The organism is Limnohabitans sp. Rim8 (genome assembly GCF_943326455.1).
In the GTDB taxonomy this organism is placed as follows: Bacteria; Pseudomonadota; Gammaproteobacteria; order Burkholderiales; family Burkholderiaceae_C; genus Limnohabitans_A.
The window spans coordinates 109353-134531 of the sequence record NZ_CALPTI020000006.1; the positions used below are offsets into that span (position 1 = coordinate 109353).

Annotated in this window: 21 protein-coding genes; 2 read left to right on the forward strand and 19 right to left on the reverse strand. The window is 54.2% G+C overall.

Going from position 1 to position 25179, the window contains the following annotated elements:
• Window positions 1-29 precede the first annotated feature (29 nt).
• Window positions 30-1175, reverse strand: a complete 1146-nt coding sequence (locus tag Q1M54_RS06230; RefSeq protein WP_300555319.1) for a PQQ-dependent sugar dehydrogenase — start codon at window positions 1173-1175, stop codon at window positions 30-32.
• 218 nt (window positions 1176-1393) lie between these two features.
• Between Q1M54_RS06230 and Q1M54_RS06235 the strand changes: the two genes are divergently transcribed.
• Entirely contained in the window at window positions 1394-3127 is a 1734-nt protein-coding gene (locus Q1M54_RS06235) for a tannase/feruloyl esterase family alpha/beta hydrolase (protein ID WP_300555321.1), read from the forward strand.
• A 195-nt stretch (window positions 3128-3322) separates the two neighbouring features.
• On the opposite strand, the gene Q1M54_RS06240 is transcribed toward Q1M54_RS06235, so the two are convergent.
• The 7 genes from Q1M54_RS06240 to Q1M54_RS06270 form a co-directional block, all read right to left on the reverse strand.
• On the reverse strand, window positions 3323-4072 hold the full coding sequence (locus Q1M54_RS06240) for a hypothetical protein (protein WP_300555323.1): 750 nt from the start codon (window positions 4070-4072) through the stop codon (window positions 3323-3325).
• Window positions 4073-4089: 17 nt separating this feature from the next.
• Complete coding sequence (locus Q1M54_RS06245) at window positions 4090-5214, reverse strand: serine hydrolase domain-containing protein (RefSeq protein WP_300555325.1); 1125 nt, start codon at window positions 5212-5214, stop codon at window positions 4090-4092.
• A 276-nt stretch (window positions 5215-5490) separates the two neighbouring features.
• Window positions 5491-7104, reverse strand: coding sequence for a glutamine-hydrolyzing GMP synthase (guaA, locus tag Q1M54_RS06250; protein ID WP_300555327.1), 1614 nt, complete (start codon window positions 7102-7104; stop codon window positions 5491-5493).
• A 69-nt stretch (window positions 7105-7173) separates the two neighbouring features.
• The gene (guaB, locus tag Q1M54_RS06255) at window positions 7174-8643 is read right to left on the reverse strand and encodes an IMP dehydrogenase (protein WP_300555329.1); all 1470 of its coding nucleotides are present in this window, start codon (window positions 8641-8643) and stop codon (window positions 7174-7176) included.
• A gap of 86 nt (window positions 8644-8729) precedes the next feature.
• The gene (locus Q1M54_RS06260) at window positions 8730-9638 is read right to left on the reverse strand and encodes a class I SAM-dependent methyltransferase (RefSeq protein WP_300555331.1); all 909 of its coding nucleotides are present in this window, start codon (window positions 9636-9638) and stop codon (window positions 8730-8732) included.
• 7 nt (window positions 9639-9645) lie between these two features.
• Window positions 9646-10014 (reverse strand): RnfH family protein, encoded by a 369-nt coding sequence (locus Q1M54_RS06265; protein ID WP_300555332.1) that lies wholly within the window; start codon window positions 10012-10014, stop codon window positions 9646-9648.
• Window positions 10007-10447, reverse strand: coding sequence for a type II toxin-antitoxin system RatA family toxin (locus tag Q1M54_RS06270; protein ID WP_300555334.1), 441 nt, complete (start codon window positions 10445-10447; stop codon window positions 10007-10009). Before Q1M54_RS06270 ends, Q1M54_RS06265 begins: the two co-directional genes overlap by 8 nt.
• Window positions 10448-10541: 94 nt before the next feature.
• Between Q1M54_RS06270 and smpB the strand changes: the two genes are divergently transcribed.
• A complete protein-coding gene (gene smpB, locus Q1M54_RS06275) occupies window positions 10542-11036 on the forward strand; it encodes an SsrA-binding protein SmpB (protein WP_300555336.1) in 495 nt (164 codons plus the stop codon).
• 25 nt (window positions 11037-11061) lie between these two features.
• Here smpB and Q1M54_RS06280 read toward each other — a convergent pair whose 3' ends face one another.
• From Q1M54_RS06280 to Q1M54_RS06330, 11 genes are all read right to left on the reverse strand, one after another.
• Window positions 11062-12144: an enoyl-CoA hydratase/isomerase family protein gene (locus tag Q1M54_RS06280; protein WP_300555338.1), complete on the reverse strand. Its 1083-nt coding sequence runs from the start codon at window positions 12142-12144 to the stop codon at window positions 11062-11064.
• The gene (locus tag Q1M54_RS06285) at window positions 12137-13021 is read right to left on the reverse strand and encodes a DMT family transporter (protein ID WP_300555340.1); all 885 of its coding nucleotides are present in this window, start codon (window positions 13019-13021) and stop codon (window positions 12137-12139) included. The genes Q1M54_RS06280 and Q1M54_RS06285 overlap by 8 nt, the downstream gene beginning before the upstream one ends.
• Before the next feature lie 13 nt (window positions 13022-13034).
• On the reverse strand, window positions 13035-14852 hold the full coding sequence (typA, locus tag Q1M54_RS06290; RefSeq protein WP_300555342.1) for a translational GTPase TypA: 1818 nt from the start codon (window positions 14850-14852) through the stop codon (window positions 13035-13037).
• A 13-nt stretch (window positions 14853-14865) separates the two neighbouring features.
• On the reverse strand, window positions 14866-15846 hold the full coding sequence (truB, locus tag Q1M54_RS06295) for a tRNA pseudouridine(55) synthase TruB (protein ID WP_300555344.1): 981 nt from the start codon (window positions 15844-15846) through the stop codon (window positions 14866-14868).
• 2 nt (window positions 15847-15848) lie between these two features.
• Window positions 15849-16223 carry a 30S ribosome-binding factor RbfA gene (rbfA, locus tag Q1M54_RS06300; protein ID WP_300555346.1) on the reverse strand — a complete coding sequence of 125 codons (375 nt, stop codon included), beginning with the start codon at window positions 16221-16223 and terminating at the stop codon, window positions 15849-15851.
• Window positions 16224-19187: a translation initiation factor IF-2 gene (infB, locus tag Q1M54_RS06305; protein ID WP_300555348.1), complete on the reverse strand. Its 2964-nt coding sequence runs from the start codon at window positions 19185-19187 to the stop codon at window positions 16224-16226.
• A 26-nt stretch (window positions 19188-19213) separates the two neighbouring features.
• Window positions 19214-20698, reverse strand: a complete 1485-nt coding sequence (gene nusA, locus Q1M54_RS06310; protein ID WP_300555350.1) for a transcription termination factor NusA — start codon at window positions 20696-20698, stop codon at window positions 19214-19216.
• 72 nt (window positions 20699-20770) lie between these two features.
• Window positions 20771-21334, reverse strand: a complete 564-nt coding sequence (gene rimP / locus Q1M54_RS06315; RefSeq protein ID WP_300555352.1) for a ribosome maturation factor RimP — start codon at window positions 21332-21334, stop codon at window positions 20771-20773.
• A 154-nt stretch (window positions 21335-21488) separates the two neighbouring features.
• On the reverse strand, window positions 21489-23093 hold the full coding sequence (locus tag Q1M54_RS06320) for a dipeptide ABC transporter ATP-binding protein (protein ID WP_300555354.1): 1605 nt from the start codon (window positions 23091-23093) through the stop codon (window positions 21489-21491).
• Window positions 23090-24145: an ABC transporter permease gene (locus Q1M54_RS06325; RefSeq protein ID WP_300555356.1), complete on the reverse strand. Its 1056-nt coding sequence runs from the start codon at window positions 24143-24145 to the stop codon at window positions 23090-23092. Before Q1M54_RS06325 ends, Q1M54_RS06320 begins: the two co-directional genes overlap by 4 nt.
• On the reverse strand, window positions 24142-25179 hold the full coding sequence (locus Q1M54_RS06330) for an ABC transporter permease subunit (RefSeq protein WP_300555358.1): 1038 nt from the start codon (window positions 25177-25179) through the stop codon (window positions 24142-24144). Before Q1M54_RS06330 ends, Q1M54_RS06325 begins: the two co-directional genes overlap by 4 nt.

The window sequence follows — 25179 nt, forward strand, 5'->3', positions numbered from 1 at the left end:
ACCAAATGGTGGGGAAACCCATTGACATCTCAAGGCCGAGCGGGTTCCAGCCGCATCAAGGCCCCGTCGGCGCTGTCGCTCAGCAAGTAAACCAATCCGTCAGGTCCCATGCGGATATCGCGAATACGACCTGCACGACCTTGCAGCAGACGTTCCTCGCGGATCACTTTCTCGCCATTGAGCACCAAACGCACCAACATTTGGCCACGCAAGGCGCCCACCAGCAAATCCCCCTGCCATTGAGGAAACTGTGAACCGCTGACAAAGGCCATGCCCGAAGGCGCAATCGATGGCACCCAAACGTGCAAGGGCTGAACCATGCCTGGCTTGCTTTGACCCTCACCGATGCGCGTGCCCAAGCCGTAATTCACCCCGTAAGTGACCACGGGCCAACCGTAATTGAGTCCCGAGCGCATGACATTGATCTCATCACCACCTTGCGGCCCGTGCTCGTGCGTCCACAATTCACCCGTTTGGGGATGCAAAACCGCCCCTTGCATGTTGCGGTTGCCGAGGGTCCATTTTTCAGGCAACGCCCCAGCCCGCTTGTTGAAGGGGTTGTCGGCAGGCACGCGGCCATCGTCATGCAATCGGATCACTGAACCTGCATGGTCGTCGATTTTTTGTGCGCGATCTTTGTCGCCCCGATCACCCAAGGTGAGGTAAAGCATGCCAGCTTTGTCAAACACGATGCGCCCACCAAAATGCTGACCTGAACGCGTCTTGGGCTGCATGCTGAACAGCAACTGAACCTCGGTCATGCGCTGGCCTTGGAGTTTGCCTCGGGCCAAAGCCGTGCCCCACCCCCCCGGTCCCGCCGCGTTATAAGCCCAATAAATCCAGCCATTTTGCGCATATTGCGGGTGCAAAACCACATCGAACAAGCCGCCCTGCCCTCGTTCAATGGACTCCGGCAGACCTTCAATCGGTTTAGGGTCTAAACGAAAATCTTTTCCCACCAAACGCATTCGTCCGGCCCGTTCGGTCACCAACATGCGTCCGTCTGGTAAAAAAGCCAATGACCAGGGATTTTCCAATCCGCTTAGCAAGGTTGTTAGCCGTAAGCCATGCTTTTCGGAATGGATGACCCCAGAAATTTCTTGTGCCCACGTGAAAGCACAGCCTGACAGGGTCAAAAGCAGAATTTGAAGAGATCGAATAACCAAGACTTTCATCTGTACAGGCTCCTGTGGTTGGACTGCTGAAATGCATCCATGCTGTGGATAAATTGTCCAATTTTCTTTGGACCTCAACCCACAGCCATGCCAAAGAGAACGTTTTCAAAGTCATGAAAAAGGCGGCATGTGCTATAAAAGTTCGAATAAGAAGTGTAGTTCTGGGTCCCCAAATCACAGGGTTTGCGAGCCGTCACTGCAAAAAATGGAGACAAAATATGCTGAATAAAAAACTGTTCTCATTGACTGCTTTCGCATGCGTGGCTTTTGCAGGGTGCAGTTCACTAGGAATCAAGACTACACCGCCACAACTGGCACCCGCTCAAGGCGCTGCGCTTTTAAATTGTGATGCACTGGGTAGTTTCAGCTTTACCAGCACCACAGTCACAATGGCACGTGTCGTGGCTGCTGGGACCCTCAGAAATGCAGAGCAGCCAGTGGGCGAACACTGCCAAGTGACAGGATTTATGAACCGGCGTGTCAGTCCGGTTGATGGTCAAACCTATGCCATCGGCTTTGAAATGCGCCTGCCCCATGACTGGAATGGCCGATTTTTGTACCAAGGCAACGGCGGCACTGATGGCATGGTTGTGACGGCCGACGGCGGTTCATCGTTGGGAAGCGGCGGCATGCTTCGTAACGGATTGCAGCAAGGTTTTGCCGTGATCAGCTCTGATGCCGGACACACAGCCGCACAAAATCCACTGTTTGGACGAGATCCTCAGGCGAGACGCGATTACGGCTACCATGCAGTCGGCTCTCTCACGCCCATGGCCAAGGCTTTGATTCGCTCAGCTTACGGCAAAGGTCCTGATCGTTCCTACATCGGAGGCACCTCAAACGGTGGTCGTCATGCATTGGTGGCAGCCTCCCGCTATGCGGCCGACTACGACGGCATCTTGGCCAATGCGCCCGGCATTTACCTGCCCAGGGCATCGGTGGCCAATCTGTCCCAAGTCAAGCGTTGGGACTCGGTCGCTACCACACGTGTTGTCAACGGTTTGCCCGACTATGAGTCGGCCCTTCCCATCAACGAAAGGCGGCTGATAGCCAACGCCATCTTGATGCATTGCGACGCGCTAGATGGCTCGGTAGACGGGCTGGTCCAGGATACGCAAGCTTGTCAAAAATCTTTTGACCTGTTGAGAGATGTGCCCACGTGTACAAGCTCGCGCGATGGCACCTGCCTGACGTCTGAACAAAAGGCCGTGGTTGCTGCTGTGTATTCACCGGTGAAACGTGCCAACGGTGAACTGTTTTATGCGGGCTTTCCTTTTGATCCTGGTATTGCCCACCCAGGTTGGGCAGAGTGGAAATTCAGGAACTCAGTGCGTACCGCGCGCAATCCGGTATCCGTCGGCTTCATTTTTTCGACCCCACCTTCTTCCGACTTGGCCAAAGCCAAAGAGCCATCACGAACTGCAGCATTTGCGCTCAACTTTGATCTTGAAAAAGAGGCGCCCAAAATTTTCGCGACCGACGCCATCTACACGGAAAGTGGCATTTCTTTCATGTCTCCTCCCAACGCCACTCGCATGGAGGAACTTCGAGCACGGGGCGGCAAAATTTTGGTGGTTCACGGCACTTCAGACCCCATCTTTTCCATTGACGACACAGCAGCGTGGTACAGAGATCTGAATGCTCACCATGGTGGCAAAGCCGACAGTTTCGCTCGATTTTTCCCGGTACCGGGCATGGGGCATTCAAGGGGTGGACCCGCTACAGACCAGTTTGACGCCCTGAGTGCGCTGGTCGATTGGGTGGAGTTTGGCAGAGCGCCTGAGCGAATCGTGGCCGCTTCACGGGGGCCAGGCAACCCGGGTGGTGCCAATCCCGATGTGCCCAGTACTTGGCCGAATCCGCGCACACGCCCGCTGTGCCCCTATCCAACGGTTGCCAGATACCAATCTGGTGACAAGGAGCAGGCCGCAAGTTACGCTTGCGTGCGCTGAACCTTATCGCTCGATCACAACGACCCTCTCAAAGGGTCATTGACATGGGCCTTGGTTATGTCGATTCTCGATATCCCCACTCAATAATGACGTGGGAAAAATTGCCGATGAATTCAATGGGTTGCGTGTGCTCAATTCCATTCAAAATCCATAAGTTTGAAGATTTTTAGTTACACAGCGCAACCTCTTAAAAAGTTAATTCTTATTTTCAAGTAGAAATTTTAAAACCGCATCTCTAGCTATTGGTTCATTTGCATTGAAATGCCCCTTTCCTTCCAATAAAATTTCAGTAGATTTGGTTCTCCACTGCCAATATGGTTTATCGGAACACTGTTGATAAGAACCATCGTTACGAATAAAGTCAGGATCAATTTTCCAGTTAACGATGAGTGTGGGAGTAGTAAAATGTGATTTAATTGGATTCCTAAGAGCACAAGGGAAGCCAGATATAATAATTCCAGCAAAACCATCTTCCTTGGCATTATGGGCAGCCATACCGCCTTCACTGAAACCCATCAAGAAAATATTATTTTTATCCGCCCAATCAAGTTCTTTAATTTTTGACAAAGCATATTCAGCTTCAGCTGGGCGCAACTGATCAACTGGAACTCTCCAAACCATTCTATTTGGAAGTGTTGAAGTACAATTAGTTTGTCTATTGAGTATTGCGAAAGAATTGGGAAGTACAACAATAAAATTTTTTGATTTAAGGTACGATGCCCATCTTATTTCATGGTCATTTATTCCACCGCAACCATGCATAAATATAACAACAGGCAATGGTGAATCAACTTTTACATTGTTAACATTTTTAACCAAAAAATTGGAAGGCACATAAACTTGAGCACTTTCCCAAGCTTTAGAAACATCATAACCTTGCACCATAAAAGAATTTGCTATACTTGAATACAAGACTAAGGCAGCAAATAAAATTTTATTTGTCATAGATCTACTCAGGAAAATTAATTCATCGTTTGCCAAGTTGCAAATAGTTCGTAGATTTGGTCCATATAGTCTTCACGCCAACTTGAAACGACAATGATACGCTCAGTTTCAGGCTCAATACCTACTCGCTGTCCACCATAGCCAACCCACCAATAGCTGGATCTACTTCCGATGTTTCCAATCCAAGTTTGATATCCATAGCTCTTAAAATTTGGCGCAACTTTACTGTTATTTGCCATTTGTGATTTGGTTAAGGAAGTCATAAATTCTCTCATACAAACATCAGAGCCTTTCAGTCTGTCAATTGACCACATAGCCAATCTTCCCCAGTCTCTTGTTGTAGCCGAAAATCCAGCATAAGCAACAGCTCTATTATTTTTATCAACAATCCAACTTCCTTTTTTTTCTGATCCAATTTTCATCCAAATATTCTCATCGAATTCCTTAAGGAATCCACCACGAGATTGGATAACACTCTCCAATGCTAGCGTATCTAGATTACTATAATTGAAAGATTCACCTGGTTTTCTGTCTTTAAAGAAACCGGTTCCATTTCCGCCAAATTGATGCATATACTCTAAGCCTGTAAGTGTTTGATCTATAGCAATCCTTAGCCAAGCATTTTGTATGAATTCACCATTACTTAATGAATCAGCAACACCACTTGACATGGTCAAAAGATTCCTAACACTTGAGGCTCCAAGTTGTGTGCCAACAAGCTCTGAACTGTAATCAGCAGCAGACTTATCAAGACTATCAATCTTCCCAGAACAGAAAGCTGTACCTACTGTCATTGCTGTAAGAGTTTTACTCATAGACCAACTTAAGAAGTGCTTATCCTCTGAAGCAGGCTTATTATGATGTTCGAAAATAATTTTACCTTTTTCAATCATAAGTAAACTAAGAAGACTTGAATTCTTCGCCAATACACTAGCACGATCAGCTATAAGCTTCTCAGACGGTGACAATTGCTCGGTATTAAATCTACGAATAGCGCTAGGATCAATAGGTGTCCAATGCCTATTTTTCGCAACAGATAAAAATCCACTAGCTTGTGCAGCTTGAGATACTTGCCCAACTTGTGACCAGACGGGATAGCTTAAAAAAATCGTAAGCGACAACAACAATGATTTGACAAGCATCTCTACTCCACAGAGAAATTGACAAGTTAAGATTAAAAGTAAATTAAACTTAAAAAATAACGCTTCCTCAGAAGAGGAAAGTCGTCGTAGCTAAATTTTGCTTTTTTGAGTGCCATAGGACTTTAGAGTCACTACGTTTTTGAGCAATTGCAACGTTATGTTACTTAACGTGTAACTGCAAAGTCAATACCCAATAAAATCAACAGACTTTATTGGTTTATGAAACATTTGTGTAAGTTGAAAACCTATATAAATCAACAACTTAGCTCACAAATGTCACTCCCACTCGATCGTCGCTGGCGGTTTGCTCGACACGTCGTAAGTCACCCGGTTGATGCCGCGCACCTCGTTGATGATGCGGCCTGAAACTTTCTTGAGCAGCGCATAAGGCAACTCAGCCCAATCAGCGGTCATAAAGTCGCTGGTTTGCACTGCACGCAAAGCCACCACGTAGTCGTAGGTGCGGCCGTCGCCCATCACGCCCACGCTTTTGACGGGCAAGAACACAGTGAAGGCTTGGCTGGTCAAGTCGTACCAAGTTTTTCCGGATTCGTCGGTGAAGTTGCGCAGTTCTTCAATGAAGATCGCATCGGCGCGGCGCAGCAGGTCGGCGTATTCTTTTTTAACTTCACCCAAAATACGCACGCCCAAACCGGGGCCAGGGAACGGGTGGCGGTAGACCATCTCACGTGGCAATCCCAGCGCTACGCCAAGTTCACGCACTTCGTCTTTGAACAATTCGCGCAGCGGCTCCAAAAGTTTCAGGCCCAGTTGTTCGGGCAAGCCGCCCACGTTGTGGTGGCTCTTGATGGTGACGGCTTTTTTGCTTTTGGCGCCGCCCGACTCAATGACGTCGGGGTAAATCGTGCCTTGGGCCAGGAACGTCGCGCCCTTATGCCCGCCGTCACCGGCTTTCAACTTGGCAGCCTGCTCTTTGAACACATCCACAAACAAACCGCCGATGATCTTGCGCTTGGCTTCGGGCTCGCTCACGCCCGCCAGATTGCCCAGGAACAAATCGCTGGCATCGACGCGGATAACTTTCGCATGCAGTTTGCCGACGAACATCTCCATGACCATGTCGCCCTCATTCAGGCGCAGCAGGCCATGGTCCACAAACACGCAAGTGAGTTTGTCGCCAATGGCGCGGTGGATCAGCGCGGCGGCCACGGACGAATCCACGCCGCCCGACAAGCCAAGGATGACTTCTTCGTCACCCACTTGTTCACGAATTTTGGCCACGGCTTCTTCGATGTAGTTGCCCATGATCCAGTCAGGGCTGGCCTTGCAAATGTCGAGCACAAAGCGGTTGAGCAGCGCTTGGCCTTGAACGGTGTGCGTGACTTCAGGGTGAAACTGCACCGCATAGAAATGACGCGATTCATCGGCCATTCCCGCAATCGGGCAAGCCGGGGTCGAGGCCATGACTTTGAACCCGGGAGGCATGGCGGTGACCTTGTCGCCATGGCTCATCCAAACCTTGAGCATGCCGAAGCCTTCTGGTGTGGCGAAGTCTTCAATGCCCCTGAGCAATTCGGTGTGGCCATGCGCACGCACTTCTGCGTAACCAAACTCGCGGGTAGTGCCCGCCTCCACCTTGCCGCCCAATTGCTCAGCCATGGTCTGCATGCCATAGCAAATACCCAGCACCGGAATGCCCAACTCAAACACGGCGTCCGGTGCACGGTCATCGACTTCGTAGACGCTGGCGTGGCTGCCCGACAAAATAATGCCTTTGAGGTTGCCGTCTTTGGCGTACTCGCGCACCCAGTCGCTGCTGACATCACAGGGGTGCACTTCGCAAAAAACATGCGCTTCGCGCACACGGCGAGCAATCAGCTGGGTGACTTGTGAACCGAAGTCGAGGATCAAGATTTTGGAGTGCTGCATGGCAGGCGCCGTTCTAAAGAAATGAAAAGGCGTCTGGGGTGCAGACGCCTTGGTTATCAAGCACAGATTTTAGTCGGCCCTGTAGTTCGGGGCTTCTTTGGTGATCTGCACATCGTGAACATGGCTTTCTCGAATCCCCGCAGCGGTGATTTCCACAAACTGCGACTCGTTGTGCATGGCCTCGATGGTGGCGCAGCCGCAGTAGCCCATGCTGGCCCGCAAACCACCCGCCATTTGGTAAATGATGGCCACGACCGAGCCTTTATAGGGCACACGGCCTTCAATGCCCTCGGGCACCAATTTGTCGGCATTCGGGTTGCCAGTGCTGGACTCTTGAAAGTATCGGTCAGCACTGCCCTGCTGCATGGCACCAATTGAGCCCATGCCGCGGTAGCTTTTATAACTGCGACCCTGAAACAAGACGATTTCGCCGGGTGCCTCCTCGGTACCCGCAAACATGCCGCCCATCATCACAGTGCCAGCGCCCGCGGCTATCGCTTTGGCGATGTCGCCGCTGTAGCGGATGCCGCCGTCAGCGATGAGTGGTACGCCTGTGCCTTTGAGGGCTGTGGCCACAGAGTCCACCGCCATGATTTGCGGCACGCCCACGCCAGCCACAATGCGGGTGGTGCAGATCGAGCCGGGACCGATGCCCACTTTGACCGCGTCGGCGCCGGCTTCGACCAAGGCCAAAGCGGCAGCGCCGGTGGCGATGTTGCCGCCAATGACTTCGATGTGAGGGTAGTTTTGCTTGACCCAGCGCACGCGGTCGATCACGCCTTTGCTGTGGCCATGGGCTGTATCCACCACGATGGCGTCCACACCGGCACGGGCCAGCGCTTCCACGCGCTCTTCGGTACCCTCACCAACGCCGACGGCCGCACCCACACGCAGCTTTCCGGCTGTATCGCGGGCGGCGTTGGGAAAGTTGAGTTGCTTGGTGATGTCTTTGACCGTGATCAGTCCCTTCAGTTCAAAGGCTTCGTTCACCACCAGCAGGCGTTCGAGTTTGTGTTTGTTCAGCAAATGCTTGGCCTGCTCGGGCGTGGTGCCTTCGGGGACGGTTACCAAACGCTCGCGCGGTGTCATGATTTCACTGACCTTTTGGTCGTAGCGGGTCTCAAAGCGCAGGTCTCGACCGGTCACGATGCCGACCACCTTGCCGCCGTCGCAAACCGGAAAGCCCGACACGCCAAGCTCGTCGCTCAATGCCATGACCTGGCGCACGGTGGTCTCGGGGGTGATCACCACCGGGTCGCGCAACACGCCCGATTCGTAGCGCTTGACCTTGGCCACTTGGGCAGCTTGCTCTTGGGCGGTGAGGTTTTTGTGGACGATGCCAATACCACCTTCTTGCGCGATGGCAATGGCCAAACGCGCCTCGGTCACAGTGTCCATGGCGGCGGAAACCAGGGGCAGATTCAGGCGAATGTTGCGGGTGAATTGCGTCGCGAGAGACGTGTCCTTGGGCAGGACTTGGGAGTACGCGGGAACGAGGAGAACGTCGTCAAAAGTCAGGGCTTTACCAAGTAGGCGCATAAGCTGAGGCTCCAAAAAATGGATTGTACCCGTGCAGACCAAGGGATTTCCCTGATCTGACCTCAAAAATCGAAGGCTCAAAAGGCTCAGGTGTTTTGGTAGTGCAGGACCTTGAGCGACTTTTCCGAGTCGGTGTCGGCAAAAGCTTGCGGGTTGGCCAAACGCTCCACAAAACGCAAGATTGGCGCCGCTTGCGCCACCTGCGCGTGCAAAAAAGAAGTGTCCAGTTCGGGCGCGTTCAGACACAGCAGCACATGGCCTTGAGGCTCCAGCAAATCCGGCAAGCGCCGGATCAGCTTGATGTAATCCTTGGAAGCGATAAAACTGCCCTTTTGGTAGCTGGGCGGATCAACCACGATCACGCCGTACGGCCCCATTTTTTTGATCTTGCCCCAAGTCTTGAAGATGTCATGCCCTAAAAACCGGGCTTTGGCAGGCAAGTCATTCAAGCGGTGGTTTTGCTGGCCCACGGCCAATGCGCCCTGACTCATGTCCAGATTGACCACTTGGGCCGCTCCACCCTGCAGAGCCACCACCGAAAAAGCGCAGGTGTAAGCAAACAGGTTGAGGATGTTTTCGTGTTGTGCATGGCGTTTGAGCCACTCGCGACCGTTGGCCATGTCCAAAAAAAGACCGTGATTTTGACCGCGCATCACATGCACCAAGTACTTGGCACCCTGCTCTGTCACCAAATGCGGCTCGGGCACGCTACCGGCCATGAGACGGGTTTGTGCTTCCCCCTGCGCGCGGCACTGAAATACCCAGTTGAGCGGCTCGCCTGGGGCCAGGTTCTCCCAGCGCTGGGCCAGAGTCTGGTGGCACCGGGCCAATTCTTCCTCGCTCACGGGCTTGAAACTGGTCAAGACCCAGACGGGTGCAAACCAATCAAGCGTCCAGTGCTCGCATCCGGGATACAGCCCGCCACGCCCGTGGAAGACCCGGTGCACGTCGGCTGTGTTTTCCATCTGGGAGATGGCGTTCAAAAGGGCTTGCACGTTGTTTTCAATATCCTGCAGCGGAGCCGCTTTTGCGGTTGGCAAAGAGGCCCGTGCGGCCTTTACCTTGGCGCTTGAAGCGCTGGCGGCGTGCGACCTTGGGGTCCACCTTGAGTGGGCGGTACAACTCAATCCGGTCGTCGGCTTGAACCACCTGATTCCAGGGTACTGGTTTGCCCCAAATGCCGGGCTGCTGAAACTGGAGAGATGACAAAGAGACATCGTCGGTTGAACCCTGACTTTTCAGACTTTGCGCCACCCCCTGCTCCAGCACAAACGCCACCGTGCTGCCATTGGGCACTTGCAAGCGCATTTCTTGCACATGACGGGGCCCCAAGCTCCAGCAAAGCGTGACAAGAATGTCTTGCTCAACCATAGATGGCTTCTGCGCGTTTCACAAAGGCATCGACCAGGCTGGCAGCAATCTTGTCAAAGACAGGACCCACAATAGCCGCCAGCGTTTTGCTCGAAAAACCGTATTGCAACTCCAACTCCACCTTACAAGCGCGTTGCGTGCCATCGCCCACGGGGGTGAAGCGCCACATGCCACTCAGGTTTGAAAAAGGGCCTTTGACCAGGCTCATACCGACCGAACGACCTTCTTCGTGGGTGTTGCGGGTGGTGAAGGTTTGCTGGATGCCGCCCAGGCTGATGCCGACCTCGGCCACCATGCCTTGGGCGTCGGTTTCGAGCACGCTGGCTTTGTCACACCACGGCAAAAATTCGGGGTAACGCGCCACGTCGGTCACGAGGCGAAACATTTCTTCTGGCGAGTACCAGATCAAAACGGACTTGTGGATATTCTTCATACAATGCAGCGATTGTAGTTTTTCGATGCGCCTGCAGGCGGATCAGTCAGCTGCACACCCTTGCGAACGGCCTTGCCGTCCTTATCTGCTCCTCATGGCCACCACCAAAAAGTCCCCTGCTGCCCCCACCTTTTCTAAGATCGCCGAGAACAAAAAAGCGTCCTTCGACTATTTTTTTGAAGAACGCTACGAGGCTGGGATGGTGCTGGAAGGCTGGGAAGTCAAGGCCATCCGTGAAGGCAAGGTGCAACTCACCGACGGGTATGTGGTCATTCGCAATGGCGAGTTGTTCATCATCGGCTGCTTGATCAACCCGCTCAAAACCGCGTCAACGCACATCAACCCTGAAGCAGCACGGACACGCAAACTGCTGCTGAACAAAGAAGAGATCAAGCGCTTGATCGGGAAGATTGAGCAAAAGGGCTACACCCTGGTGCCCATCAATTTGCACTGGAAATCGGGCAAGGTGAAGTGTGACATTGCACTGGCCAAGGGCAAGGCCGAGCACGACAAGCGTGACACCATCAAGGACCGTGAAGGGAAACGAGAAGTGGAACGCGCCATGAAGAGCCGCCACCGCGACCGCTGAGTTCGCCCGCGCAGGACTCTGCCGTTCAGCTCAAATCGCGCAGCGGGTGATCTTCTAAAGACCATGGACTCACAAAGAAACTTGCCGCTTCCAACGCGTTCACTTCTTCCACCCGAACCGGTTTCCATTGCGGACTGTGGTCTTTGTCGATCGCTAAAGCACGAATGCCTTCCACCGTTTCGCTGTCCTTGACAGCACGCAGGTGGAAACAATGGTGCACCATGTCACGCTCCATGCGCAGGTCATCGGCCAAGCTCATTTGCCGGGCGCGACGAATTTGCTCAAGCACCACGTGCAGCATCAAAGGCGAGCGGTGGCGCAAGGTACCGGCCGTTTTTTGGCTCCATTCGTCTGAAGCCGCTTCTAAACAATGCACCATGTCGGCCACCGAAGACAAGCCAAAAACTTCATCGATCTGAGGCTGTTGAATGAGCTTTTCAGGGGTCAGTGAACCTGATTGGGCCAGCACCCAGCGCTCTACCGATTCGGCGTTTTCAAAAGGACTGCTGATCAAGGTTTGCCAGATGGGCTCCAGCATGCCACTGGGCAAGGCGATGTCAGCCAACTTGGCTGCCACAGCTTGCGCGCCGGTCAGCATGGTTCCGGTCAGGGCCAAATATTCACCCAATCGCCCAGGGCAACGGCTTAAGAAATAGCCCCCCCCCACGTCCGGGAACAAGCCAATGTGGGTTTCAGGCATGGCCATTTTGGTTCGCTCAGTCACCACTCGCACGCTGGCGCCCTGGCTGATGCCCATGCCGCCGCCCATGACGATGCCGTCCATGAAAGCGATGTAAGGCTTGCTGTAGGTGTGAATCAGGTGATTGAGGCGGTATTCTTCGGTAAAAAAGTCAGCCAAAGAAGCATCGCCTGCGTGAGCAGCCTGATGGAAAAACCGGATGTCGCCACCCGCGCAAAAGGAACCAAATGGGCCCTCTTTGCCCATGCCGCGCACGGCCACAGCCAAGACTTGGGGCTCGTTTTTCCAAGCCATCAGCGCGTCTGTGATGTGACGCACCATTTCCAATGACAAAGCGTTCAGTGCCTTCGGACGGTTCAGGGTGATGCAGCCAATGCGGCCTTCGATTTGTGCGATGACATCAGTCATTGTTTTGTTTCCAGCCTAACCATTGGTTCATGAGCAAAGCCCCCAGGACGAGGGAGCCACCTAACAATACGCTCATTTGCGGGGCTTCGTTAGCACCCCACCAAGCCAATCCAATGCCAAAGACAATCTCGAGCAAACACAGCAATGAGGCTTCAGGCGCTTTGAGCACCCGCACACAAATGACCGAAAGCACGCAAGGAATGGCCAATTGGAACAGGCCTAAGATGGCCAGCAGCCCTACATCGTGAACAGAAGCCTGAAAAGGCATCGCCAAGGGCAAGGTCAACAAAGTGGAGAAGATGGCGCCCAACAAAACCGATGGAACCAAGTCCAGGCTGTGTCCTTCGTTTTGGCTCTTTTGAGCCAATGTCCATTGAACGGCACCTGCAATGGGGACGCAAAGGGCCACCAGAGAACCGATCAAAAAGTTGGGGTCACCCAAACTCAGCTGTGTGCCGTACATCCACCCGATGCCAAGGCCCGCCACCCAAATCGCGATCCAAGTCCTTAAGGGCAAATGGTGGTGCAAAAAGACACGGGTGAAAAGCGCGGTCAGCAATGGGCCTACGGCCATGGTCACCAAAACATTGGCCACTGCCGTCAAGGTCAAAGCGACCATGAAAGCAGTGAACATCACACTCCAGCACAGGCCAGAGAGCCAGAAATAGCGGTTGCGCCAAGGCAACCGAGACCAGACGTCCCTGCCTTGCCACAAAGGCAAGATGATCAGCAGGGACACCACGGTAAAGAAGCTGCGCCAGAAGGTGACTTCAAAGCTACGGGCTTCCTCAAGATACCGAGTGACCACACCAGCCATGGACCACAAGGCGGTGCAGCCCACCATGGTCCAAACGGCCATGCCGTGGGTCATGCGCATGATTGATGGCCGATCACTTGTTGCGCTTGCGGTCGCTTTCTTTCAAGAAGCGCTTGCGCAGACGTACGCTCTTGGGCGTGATTTCAACCAACTCGTCATCCTCGATGAACTCGACGCCGTATTCCAAGGTCAGGTCAATCGGGGGCGTGATCTTGATCGCGTCCTCCTTGCCTGACACTCGGAAGTTGGTCAGCTGCTTGGTGCGGGTGGCGTTGACCACCAAGTCGTTGTCACGGCTGTGGATACCCACGATCATGCCTTCGTACACCGGATCGTTGGCCTTGACGAACATGCGACCGCGGTCGTCCAACTTGCCCAGGGCGTAGGTGAAGATTTCACCGTCGTCCATGGAAATCAGCACGCCGTTCTTGCGACCGCCAATGTCACCTTTGTGGGGTTCGTAGCTGTCAAAGATGTTGGAAATCAAGCCGGAGCCACGTGTCAGGTTCAGGAATTCGTTGGTGAAACCGATCAGACCACGGGCTGGAATACGGTACTCCAAACGCACACGACCACGGCCATCGGGTTCCATGTTGACCAATTCGCCCTTGCGCTCGCCCAAGGCTTGCATCACACCACCTTGGTGGGTTTCTTCAATGTCTGCAGTGACCAACTCGATAGGCTCATGGCGCTCGCCATTCACATCTCGGAACACCACGCGAGGCTTGGAAACCGCCATTTCGTAGCCTTCGCGGCGCATGTTTTCCAGCAAAATGGTCAGGTGCAATTCGCCGCGGCCCATGACCTCAAAGATACCTTCTTCGTCAGTTTCCTTGACGCGCAAAGCCACGTTGTGTTGCAGTTCTTTTTGCAGGCGGTCCCAGATTTGACGGCTGGTCACAAACTTGCCTTCACGACCGGCCAGAGGGCTTGTGTTCACACAGAAGTTCATGGTGAGCGTGGGCTCGTCCACTTTGAGCATCGGCAATGGTGCGGGGTTGGTCACGTCGGTCACCGTCACGCCAATGTTCAGATCGGCAATGCCGTTGATCAAAACGATGTCACCAGGACCGGCTTCGGTCACTTGCACACGGTCCAAACCTTGGAACTTGAGGACTTGGTTGATGCGGCCCTTGATGGTTTTGCCGTTCGGTCCCTCCATGACGACCACGTCCATTTGGGGTTTGATGGTGCCCTGGCTGATGCGGCCTACGCCGATGCGGCCTACAAAGGTCGAGAAGTCGAGCGCAGAGATTTGAAGTTGTAAAGGTGCTGCTGGGTCACCTTGTTGGGGGGGGACATGCTTCAGAACAGTGTTGAACAAGGCCGACATGTCAGGGCCCCACTGCTCACCAGGTGCGCCCTCGTCCATCGATGTCCAGCCGTTGATACCGGATGCGTAGACGACTGGGAAATCGAGCTGCTCGTCATTGGCGCCGAGTTTGTCAAACAGGTCAAAAGCGGCATTAACCACCTTGTCTGGGTTGGCGCCGGGCTTGTCGACCTTGTTCACCACCACGATGGGCTTCAAGCCCAAAGCCAATGCTTTCTTGGTCACAAAACGGGTTTGAGGCATTGGGCCTTCTTGGGCGTCAATCAGAAGCACAACACCGTCCACCATGGACAAAGCGCGCTCGACTTCGCCACCAAAGTCCGCGTGACCGGGTGTATCAACGATGTTGATGTGGGTGCCCTCCCAGCTCACCGCGCAGTTCTTGGCCAAAATCGTGATGCCACGCTCGCGTTCGATGGCGTTGTTGTCCATCACGGTGTCCACGATTTTTTCGTGGTCAGCGAAGGTACCCGACTGGCGAAGCAGTTGGTCCACCATGGTGGTCTTGCCGTGGTCAACGTGGGCAATGATGGCGATGTTGCGAATTTGCTTGGTCATGCTTTCTCTTCCTTTAAACCTGCTCGGCCAGCAACGGCTCGGTGGCAGGTGATTTTTCTAAAATCTGTTGAATTTCCATCGGGCTCAACAATCGACCCGGAATCAATTCGCCGCCATGCACAACTGCTGTTCCCAGCAAGGCACGAGGATGTCCTCCATACACGGCAACTTGATCACAATCAACCCAAGGGCCGTGTCTGCGCACCCCATTCAAAAAACGATCTGAGCTGGTTTTGTCGAGCTGCACCTCGGTGTAACCCGGCAACAAGACCTCTACCGGCTGCAGGACTGCCAAACGCTGGTCTTCGTCCATGGCCTCCAGTTGCATCAATGACACGCACTCAGCCTCTGCAAAAGGCCCAGTGACCACTCGGCGCAATGCACTCAAGTGGCCACCACAACCCAAGGCATCTGCAATGTCTTCGCCCAGCGTTCGGATGTAAGTGCCTTTGCTGCAACGCACACGCAAACGCAAAAAAGGGGCATCGCCTTGCAGTTGCATGTCCAGCAAATCCAGATCATGAATCACCACGTTGCGCGGCTCGCGCTCAACGGTTTCACCCTCGCGGGCATACTCGTACAAGGCCTTGCCATCCTTCTTCAAGGCACTGTGCATCGGGGGTACTTGACTGATGGGGCCCATGAACTTGTCCAACACCTCCACCACCATACCCGCTGAACATGACACTTCGCGGACAGTGATCACATCGCCTTCGGCATCGCCTGTGCTGGTTTTCAAGCCCAGACGCACTGTCGTTTCGTAAGTCTTGTCGGCATCGAGATGTTGCTGGCTGAACTTCGTGGCTGCACCAAAACACAAAGGCAAGACGCCTGTGGCCAATGGGTCGAGTGTGCCGGTATGGCCAGCTTTTTCAGCCCGAAGCAACCATTTGGCTTTTTGTAAAGCCTGATTGCTGGAAAGACCCAAAGGTTTATCGAGCAACAACACCCCATGCACAGGGCGCCGCTGCACCCTGGTGCGTGGCGAGTTCATGCTCAGTCCTCCTGGGCGCGAGACGACACAGCTTTAGCGATCAAGGCATTCATGTCGGACGCACGCTCGGTGGTGCGGTCAAACAAAAAATGCAACGTTGGCACGGTGTGGATGTGCAAACGCTTGAACAAACCATTTCGCAGGAAACCGGCTGCCGCATTCAGTCCTTCGGTGGCTTCGTCGGGGTTACCCGTCAAAACACTGAAGAAGACCTTGGCGTGCGCGTAATCCGGTGTGACCTCGATCGCATTGATCGTGACCATGCCGACTCGCGGGTCTTTCAACTCGCGCGCAATCAACTCGGCCAGATCGCGCTGGATCTGGTCGGCCACGCGGAAACCGCGGTTGGGCACAGAAGACTGCTTTCTTCGGACCATTTACAGCGTTCTCGCAATTTCCTTGACGTCGAAGAATTCGAGGTAATCGCCTTCTTTGATGTCGTTGTAATTTTTGAGTTTGATACCGCACTCAAAGCCTTCTTTGACTTCGCGCACGTCGTCCTTGAGGCGTTTGAGCGAGTCGAGTTCACCCGTGTAGATGACGACGTTGTCGCGCAACAAGCGGAACTTGGCGCTGCGGGTAACTTGACCCGAGGTGACCATACAACCGGCAACAGTGCCGATCTTAGAAGCCACAAACACGGTCCGGATTTCGGCCATGCCCATGATTTCTTCGCGCTGCTCAGGTGCCAACATGCCCGACATGGCGGCCTTGAGTTCATCCACAGCGTCATAAATGATGTTGTAGTAATGAAGGTCAACACCATTGCCTTCGGCCAGCTTGCGCGCACCGGCGTCAGCACGCACGTTGAAGCCGATGACAATAGCCTTGGAGGCAATCGCCAAGTTGATGTCCGACTCGCTGATGCCGCCCACGCCGGAGTAAACCAGTTGGACTTTGACTTCTTCGTTAGACAGTTTAAGCAAGGATGCACCCAAGGCTTCTTGTGAACCTTGTACGTCGGCCTTGATGATGATAGGCAGCATCTTGACCTCACCCGCAGACATGTCAGTGAACATGTTCTCAAGCTTGGCAGCTTGTTGTTTGGCCAATTTGGTGTTGCGGAACTTGCCAGCGCGGTAGGTGGCGATTTCTCGGGCACGGCGCTCGTCGCCCATGACCATGAATTCGTCACCCGCTTGGGGCACTTCGGTTAAGCCTTGAATCTCAACAGGGATCGAGGGGCCAGCGGACTTGATGGCAGCACCATTTTCATCCAACATGGCTCGCACGCGGCCAAAAGTCTGACCTGCCAACACCACGTCACCTGTGTTCAAGGTACCTGACTGAACCAGGATGGTGGCCACAGGACCACGACCCTTGTCCAGACGCGCTTCGATGACCAGACCCTTGGCGGCGGCTTGCACCGGGGCTTTGAGTTCCAGCACTTCGGCCTGCAGGAGCACTTGCTCCAAAAGATCGTCGATGCCCATGCCGGTTTTGGCCGAAACGGAGACAAAAGGTGATTCCCCACCGAATTCTTCGGGCACGACTTCTTCAGAAATCAGCTCAGCACGGACGCGTTCGATGTTGGAGTCGGGCTTGTCCATCTTGTTGATGGCCACCACAATCGGGACACCGGCCGCTTTGGCGTGTTTGATGGCTTCTTTGGTCTGGGGCATGACGCCATCGTCACCGGCCACCACAAGAATGACAATGTCAGTGGCTTGTGCACCACGGGCACGCATGGCCGTGAAGGCTTCGTGACCAGGCGTGTCCAGAAAAGAGATCATGCCGCGAGGCGTCTCGACGTGATAGGCACCAATATGCTGCGTGATGCCACCGGCTTCACCAGAAGCCACTTTGGCACGGCGAATGTAGTCAAGCAGCGAAGTTTTTCCATGGTCGACGTGGCCCATGACGGTGACCACTGGGGCACGTGGCAGGGACTCGGCTTGTTGATCCGACACTTCGTCATCGGTAAAGGCTTCTGGATCATCCAAAGCTGCCACCACCGCTTTGTGGCCCATCTCTTCCACCACGATCATGGCAGTGTCTTGGTCTAATGGCTGGTTCATGGTGGCCATTTGGCCCAGCTTCATCAGGTGCTTGATGACTTCAGAGGCTTTGATGGCCATCTTGTGAGCCAACTCGGACACGGTGATGGTCTCTGGCACGTGAACTTCGATCACGCGAACTTCGGTTGGGGCCTGCTGGTTCTGGCCATCATCACGATCACGGTCGTTGCCACGTCGGCCACGAGGACCGGTGCGCCAATTGTTGCGGCCTACACCACCACTGGTGTCGCCGCGCGTTGGGATGGCTTTCTTTTTGGCGGGGTCTCCTGCCCAACTGGACGACAGCTTGGCGGATTTGACTTCCTTGTTCACGCCAGGCGCTACAGGGGCAGCTGCTTGTGCCGCCGCTGCTCGGGTGCCTGGTGCTGGTGTCCCCGCAGGTTTATGCAAGGTCCCTTTGACGGCCGCTTTGGGCTCGGCTTTGGGCTCATCTTTTTTAGCGACCAAGACCTTTTTGGGCGCATTCATCATGCTGCGAATGGCTTCGGCTTCGGCCAAGGCTTTGCGGCGGCGTAAGTCCAATTCTTGAGCGCGGGCGGTTTCTTCATCGGCTTTGGCTTTTGAATCCGCCGCAGCTTTGAGCACTGCGGCTTCGCGCACAGCCTGATCAGCTTTGACTTTGGCGGTGGCAGCTTCTACAGCCTCGGCCGCCTTGTTGGCCGCTTTGTCTTCGGCAGACACCACCGGTGTCAGTTTGGCTTGAGAGGCAGCATTGATGCTGGCCGCTTCTGCACGGGCCAACTGTTCGCGGTCAGCGCGGCTCAAAGCTGGCTTGTCGGGTGTTTGACCCGTAGACAACGCAGCAGCTTCGGCCAATGCTTTGGCATCGGCTTGCGCTTGGGCTTCTTGCGCTGCCATTTCAGAACGCTGCTGGGCTTCTTGAGCTTCGCGTTGGCGGCGCATTTCAGCCAACTCTTGCTCTTGGCGACTGATCAGCTCGGCTTGGTGACGGGCTTCTTCTTCTCGACGGGCCAAATCGGCATGGTCAATGACGGGCTCTTCCACCACTGCGCTCGACTCGTCATCGCGTTTGAGCACGGTGCGCTTCTTGCGAACCTCTACTTGAATGGTGCGTGCCTTGCCCGAAGCATCGGCTTGCTTGATCTCGCTGGTCGATTTCTTGACCAAAGTGATCTTTTTACGGTCCGCCGTGACGGTGCCGTGGCTGGCTTGCAGGTAACTGAGCAATTTTTGCTTGTCAGCATCTGTCAACACATCATTGTCAGAGGCTTTTGCAACGCCCGCAGATCGCAATTGATCAAGCAAGACATCGGCAGATTTTTTGAGTTCATTGGCGAACTCGGCAACAGTGGTACTGGACATAATTTTGTTCAAGACTCCATCAGGCTTCAGGCCTGGCCAGCGAACCAATGTTCGCGAGCTTTCATGATCAAGGCGGTTGCCTCTTCAGCCGTCTGGGCCGTGATGTCTGTTAACTCATCAGTGGCCAAGTCAGCCAGGTCATCACGGGTTTGGATGCCCGCGTCCACCAGCTTAGAAATCAACTCAGGCGTCAAGCCCGGCAAGTCACGCAAATCCTGGGAGACGTCTTCAACGCTCTCTTCACGCGCAATCTCAAGCGTCAGCAGTGCATCTTTGGCACGGGTCCGCAGCTCATTGATCGTGTCTTCATCGAAGCTTTCGATCTCCAGCATTTCTTGAATCGGCACGTAGGCCACTTCTTCCAAGCTGGTGAAGCCCTCACCAATCAGGATGTCGGCAATTTCTTGGTCGACATCCAGCTTTTCCATGAACAACTGGCGAATGCCCGTGGTCTCTTCAGCCTGCTTTTGGGCGGACTCGGCCGCGTCCATGATGTTGATTTTCCAACCCGTGAGGTCAGAGGCTAAACGAACGTTTTGACCGCCACGACCAATGGCGATCGCGAGGTTTTCCTCGTCGACCACCACGTCCATGGCGTGTTTTTCTTCGTCCACCACAATAGATTGAACATTGGCAGGTGCCAAAGCGCCGATCACAAACTGGGCTGGATCTTCACTCCACAACACGATGTCTACGCGCTCACCAGCCAATTCGTTCGTGACGGCGTTGACACGGGTGCCACGAACGCCTACGCAGGTGCCGATGGGGTCAACGCGTTTGTCGTGCGACAAAACCGCAATCTTGGCGCGCGAACCAGGGTCACGGGCGCAAGTTTTGATTTCCAACAAGCCTTGCTCAATCTCGGGGACTTCTTGGCGGAAAAGTTCAATCATGAATTCAGGCGCCGAACGTGACAACAGAATCGGCGCTCCACGAAGCGTCAAGTCGACTTCCATGATCATGGCGCGCACACGGTCACCACTTCGAAGGTTTTCCTTGGGAATCATCTCGCTGCGTCTCAAGCGGCCTTCGATGCGACCCGACTCACAGATGATGTCGCCCTTGTCCATCCGCTTCACGGTGCCCACAAAAATCTTCTCGCCGCGCGACATGAAGTCGTTGAGGAGCATTTCGCGCTCAGCGTCACGAATTTTTTGCAGAATCACCTGCTTGGCGGCCATGGCGCCAATCCGGCCAATCGGTACGGACTCGATGGGTTCTTCGATGTACTCGTCAACCTCGATATCAGGGATCTGCTCTTTGGCTTCAAACAACAGAATTTCTTGTTCCGGCAGCTGTAAACCCGCCTCATCGGGAACCACGTGCCAACGGCGAAAGCTCTCGTAATTGCCGCTGTCACGGTCAACAGCCACTCGAATGTCAACTTCGCCTGTGAACAATTTTTTGGTGGCTTGAGCCAAAGCCGCTTCAACGGCACCAAACACCACGTCGCGCTCAACGTTCTTTTCACGTGAGATGGCTTCGACCAACATCAACATTTCGCGATTCATGACTTAAATCTCCTGTTCAAACGGGCCAAACAAGCAGGCCCCAAATACTTGATCTGAAAAATGGGCCAACCGTCAGGTTTCTTGTTTGGACTTTCGTCCTTTAAAGTCCACCACGGGGGCAAGACGCGCTTCGCGCAACTCAACGAATACAAAACCCAGCGCATTGAGGGGCTCTGGGATTCTTTTTTTGCTGACTTTTTGCCCGGGCTTGACAACGGGTGCATCGCTCCAGACGATTTGCCAGCCCTGGCCAGTGGCATCACGCTCGAGCGTGCCACGAAATTTTTTGCGCGTTGGGTTGACCATGCCAGCTGATTTGTCACCCATTGGCACCTTGAGGGTGATGTCAATCAACTGACCAACAAAACGCTCAAAATCCTGCTCATTGCGCAATGGGCGATCAATGCCAGGAGAGGACACTTCTAGGCGGTTGTAGGTCACTCCGTCAACCTCCAAAGCAAACTGCAACTGGCGGTTCACTTTTTCGCAGTCTTCAACGTTGATGAAGTGCTCAGATCCAACAGTCCAAGGCCAATCAATCGTGATGCGCAATAAACCGCCCGCTGTGCGGTCAATCTCAACCAGGTCATAACCCAGTCCAGTCACAGTTTCTTGAACAATTTGCTGCAATGCCACAGAGCTTCAGGATGTCAACGTTAAAAAAGAAAGACCCAAAAAAAACGGGCGGTGAAAACCCGCCCGTTTGGTCGTGAAGACAATATTCTATCTGAAAAATCGTTGTAAGTGTGTGATTTTCAAGGAAATCATGGCAAAGGGGACGTCAATTGGCTCATCTCAAATCGGGAAATGCTTGCACCAGAGTCCGGGTGTATTCATGCTGAGGATGACCGAGAACCTGGTCGCAAGCCCCTTGCTCCACCACGATTCCAGATTTAAGAACCAACACCTGATGGGCCATCGCCCGCAAAACATCGACATCATGGGTGATCAGCAAATACGCCATACCGCGTTTTTTTTGCAACGCTTGTAACAACTCCAGTATCTGTTGTTGAACCGTCACGTCCAAAGCGCTGGTGGGCTCGTCCAGCACCAAAAGTTCGGGCTCCACCACCAAAGCGCGGGCCAAAGCGATGCGTTGGCGCTGTCCGCCAGAAAAAGCGTGTGGGTAGCGGCTGAGTACATCAAAAGACTCACCACCCAAACCCACCTCTTCCAAAGCTTGGCGAACGCGCTCTTCTATTTGGGCGAATGTCCATTGCGGATGGTGCAAGCGCAAGCCTTCAGAGACGATTTCACCGACGGTCATGCGCGGGGACAAGCTGCCATAGGGGTCCTGAAAAACCACCTGCACCCGGCGACGCAAAGCTTTATCCAATGCCGGACTGCCTTGCCAGGTTTGCCCTGCAAACGACAAGTCACCTTTAAAAGGGATCAAGCCCAACACCGCCTGTGCCAAACTGGATTTACCTGAGCCGGATTCCCCCATCACACCCAACGTGCTACCAGGCGCGATCGAGAAATCCGCACCATGCAAAGCTGTGAAATGGTGTCTTTTAAACCAAGCTTTGAATCCAGGCACAGCGATGGGGTAGCTCACCTGGAGTTTCCGCACTTGAAGGATTGGAAGTGTATGCGCGGGCGGCGTAGCAACCAAGCCATCTCGGCTGGGGTGACTTGACAGCAAGCGCTGCGTGTAGGGGTGCTGGGGCGACGCAAATACAGCTTGTATGTCACCTTGCTCCACCACATGCCCTTTTTCCATCACGACAACACGGCTGGCAAAGTGGCGGACCAAGGCCAGGTCGTGTGTGATGAGCAGCACAGCCATTCCGGTTTTTTGTTGCAAATTGGCCAGCAACTGCAGCATCTGCAGGCGCAAGCTGGCGTCCAATGCAGTGGTGGGTTCATCGGCCAACAGCAACTTGGGCTCAGACGCCAGAGCCATGGCCATCATGGCGCGTTGGCGTTGCCCCCCAGACAACTGGTGCGGATAAGCACCAAAACGCCGCTCGGGGTCATCGATCCCGGTTTCGGACAACAAATGCACGGCCCGCGCATCCGCATCACGCCGAGGCAACAGCTTTTTGAGCTGCAGAACTTCCGAGATTTGCGAGCCCACAGTCATCAAAGGGTTAAGGGCCGTCATCGGTTCTTGAAAAATCATGGCGATCTCGTCGCCACGGATGCGCTGCATCTCCAAAGGCGTTTGCAGCAGCAAATCTTGGCCTTGCCAAAGCACATGGCCAGAAATATCAGCAGACTCCAGCAAACGCAGAACCGACAGCGCAGTGACCGACTTCCCCGAGCCAGACTCGCCCACCAAGGCCACGCGCTCACCGGCCTGAATGCTGAGGTTCACACCATGCACCACCGCTTGTCCACCAAAGGCGATGCGCAGGTCTTTGAGTTCCAACAAAACCTTGGCCGTGCTCATGCTTGCGCCTTTCGCGGATCCAGCGCGTCGCGCAAGGCATCGCCCATGAAAGTCAACAGCAACAAGGTCACCACCAGCACCACAAAAGTGGAAATGGATATCCACCATGCATCGATGTTGTTTTTGCCTTGGGCAAGCAATTCACCCAAAGAGGGCGTACCGGGTGGCACACCTAGACCCAGAAAGTCCAGCGAGGTCAAGGCCAAAATGGCACCGCTCATGCGAAAAGGTAAAAAGGTCACCACCGGGGTCATGCTGTTGGGCAGCACGTGCCGCCACATGATCTGCCAATTTCCCAGGCCCAGCGCCCGTGCCGATTTGACGTAATCGAGTTGACGGTTGCGCAGGAACTCGGCCCGCACATAGTCGGACAAACCCATCCAGCCAAACAGACTGAGCAATAAAAGCAAAAGGCCGACACTGGGCTCGAACACAGCCGAGAAGATGATCAGCAAATACAACTCGGGCATGGCACTCCAGATTTCAATGAAACGCTGAAACACCAAGTCGGTCTTGCCCACAAAAAAGCCTTGCACTGCGCCGGTCAACACACCCAACACCACACCAAATAAAGTCAGGGCCAAAGCAAACAGCACCGATACCCTGAAGCCATACAACAACCGTGCCAACACATCGCGGCCCCTGTCGTCAGTCCCCAACCAGTTATGACCCGTGGGCGGCGCTGGGTTGGGCAAAGGGGCGAAATAGTCAAGTGTGGTGTGATGGTAAGGATTGGGAGCCTGTAATGCCCAGTTGCCGTCCTTTTTCAGTTGCTGTTGAATGAACGGGTCCAGGTAATCTGCAGGCGTCTCAAAGTCTCCGCCAAAGACTTTTTCTGGCAATGGTTGGACCACAGGGAAATACCACTGCCCCTCAAAGCGCACCACCAGAGGCTTGTCGTTGGACAAGAACTCAGCACCCAAGCTGAGCACAAACAGCGTCACAAAAATGATCAGGCTACCAAAGCCCAGGCGGTTGCGACGAAAGCGCTGCCAAGCTCGCGCTGAAGGCGAAGCTTGCGCAGGCAAAGTGGATGGGGCTAGGGTGCTCATTTGTCGAACTTCACACGCGGGTCCACCCACAAGTAACACAGGTCACTGATCAACTTGGTCACCAGGCCAATCAGGGTAAACAAATACAAGGTGCCCAGCACCACCGGGTAGTCACGCCGGATCACGGCCTCGTAGCTCAGCAAACCCAACCCATCGAGTGAGAAGAGGGTTTCGATCAGCAACGAGCCGGTGAAAAACGCACCAATGAATGCCGCTGGGAAACCCGTGACCAGCGGAATCAAGGCATTGCGCATGACATGGCGGTAAAGAACCCGGTTTTCGCTTAGACCTTTGGCGCGGGCGGTCAGCACATACTGCTTGCGAATTTCTTCCAGAAAAGCGTTCTTTGTCAGCATGGTGATGACGGCAAACGACCCCACCACACTGGCCGTGACCGGCAAAGCGATGTGCCACAAATAGTCAACCACTTTGGCCCCCCAGCTCAGCTGCTCCCAATTGGACGAGGTCAGGCCGCGCAGCGGAAACCACTGCAGCTGCCCACCAAAGATGACCAGCAGGGCCACACCCAGCACAAAACCCGGAATGGCATAGCCCACGAGCACCAGCAAACTGGTGAGGGTGTCAAAGCGCGTACCGGCCCTGACCGCTTTGGCAATGCCCAAAGGCACCGACACCAGATAACTCAAAAAAAACGTCCACAAACCCAAGCTGATGGAAACCGGTAGCTTCTCCTTGATCAAGCTCCAAACGTCTTTCGGGTAGAAAAAGCTTTTGCCCAGATCAAACTGCGCAAACTGCTTGAGCATCATCCAAAAGCGCTCAGTGGGTGGCTTGTCAAAGCCGTACAGCGTTTTGATTTCGGCAATGCGGGCAGCGTCTACGCCTTGACGGCCTCGGTAGCCGCTGCCACCAGCGGCGGCGCCCTCCCCGCCCGTGTCCCGGCCTTGAAGTTGGGCCACCATTTGTTCGACCGGCCCCCCAGGCACAAACTGGATCACCACAAAGGTCATCAACAAGACCCCGAACAAGGTCGGGATCATCAACAGCAAGCGTTTAAAAATATAGGCCAGCAT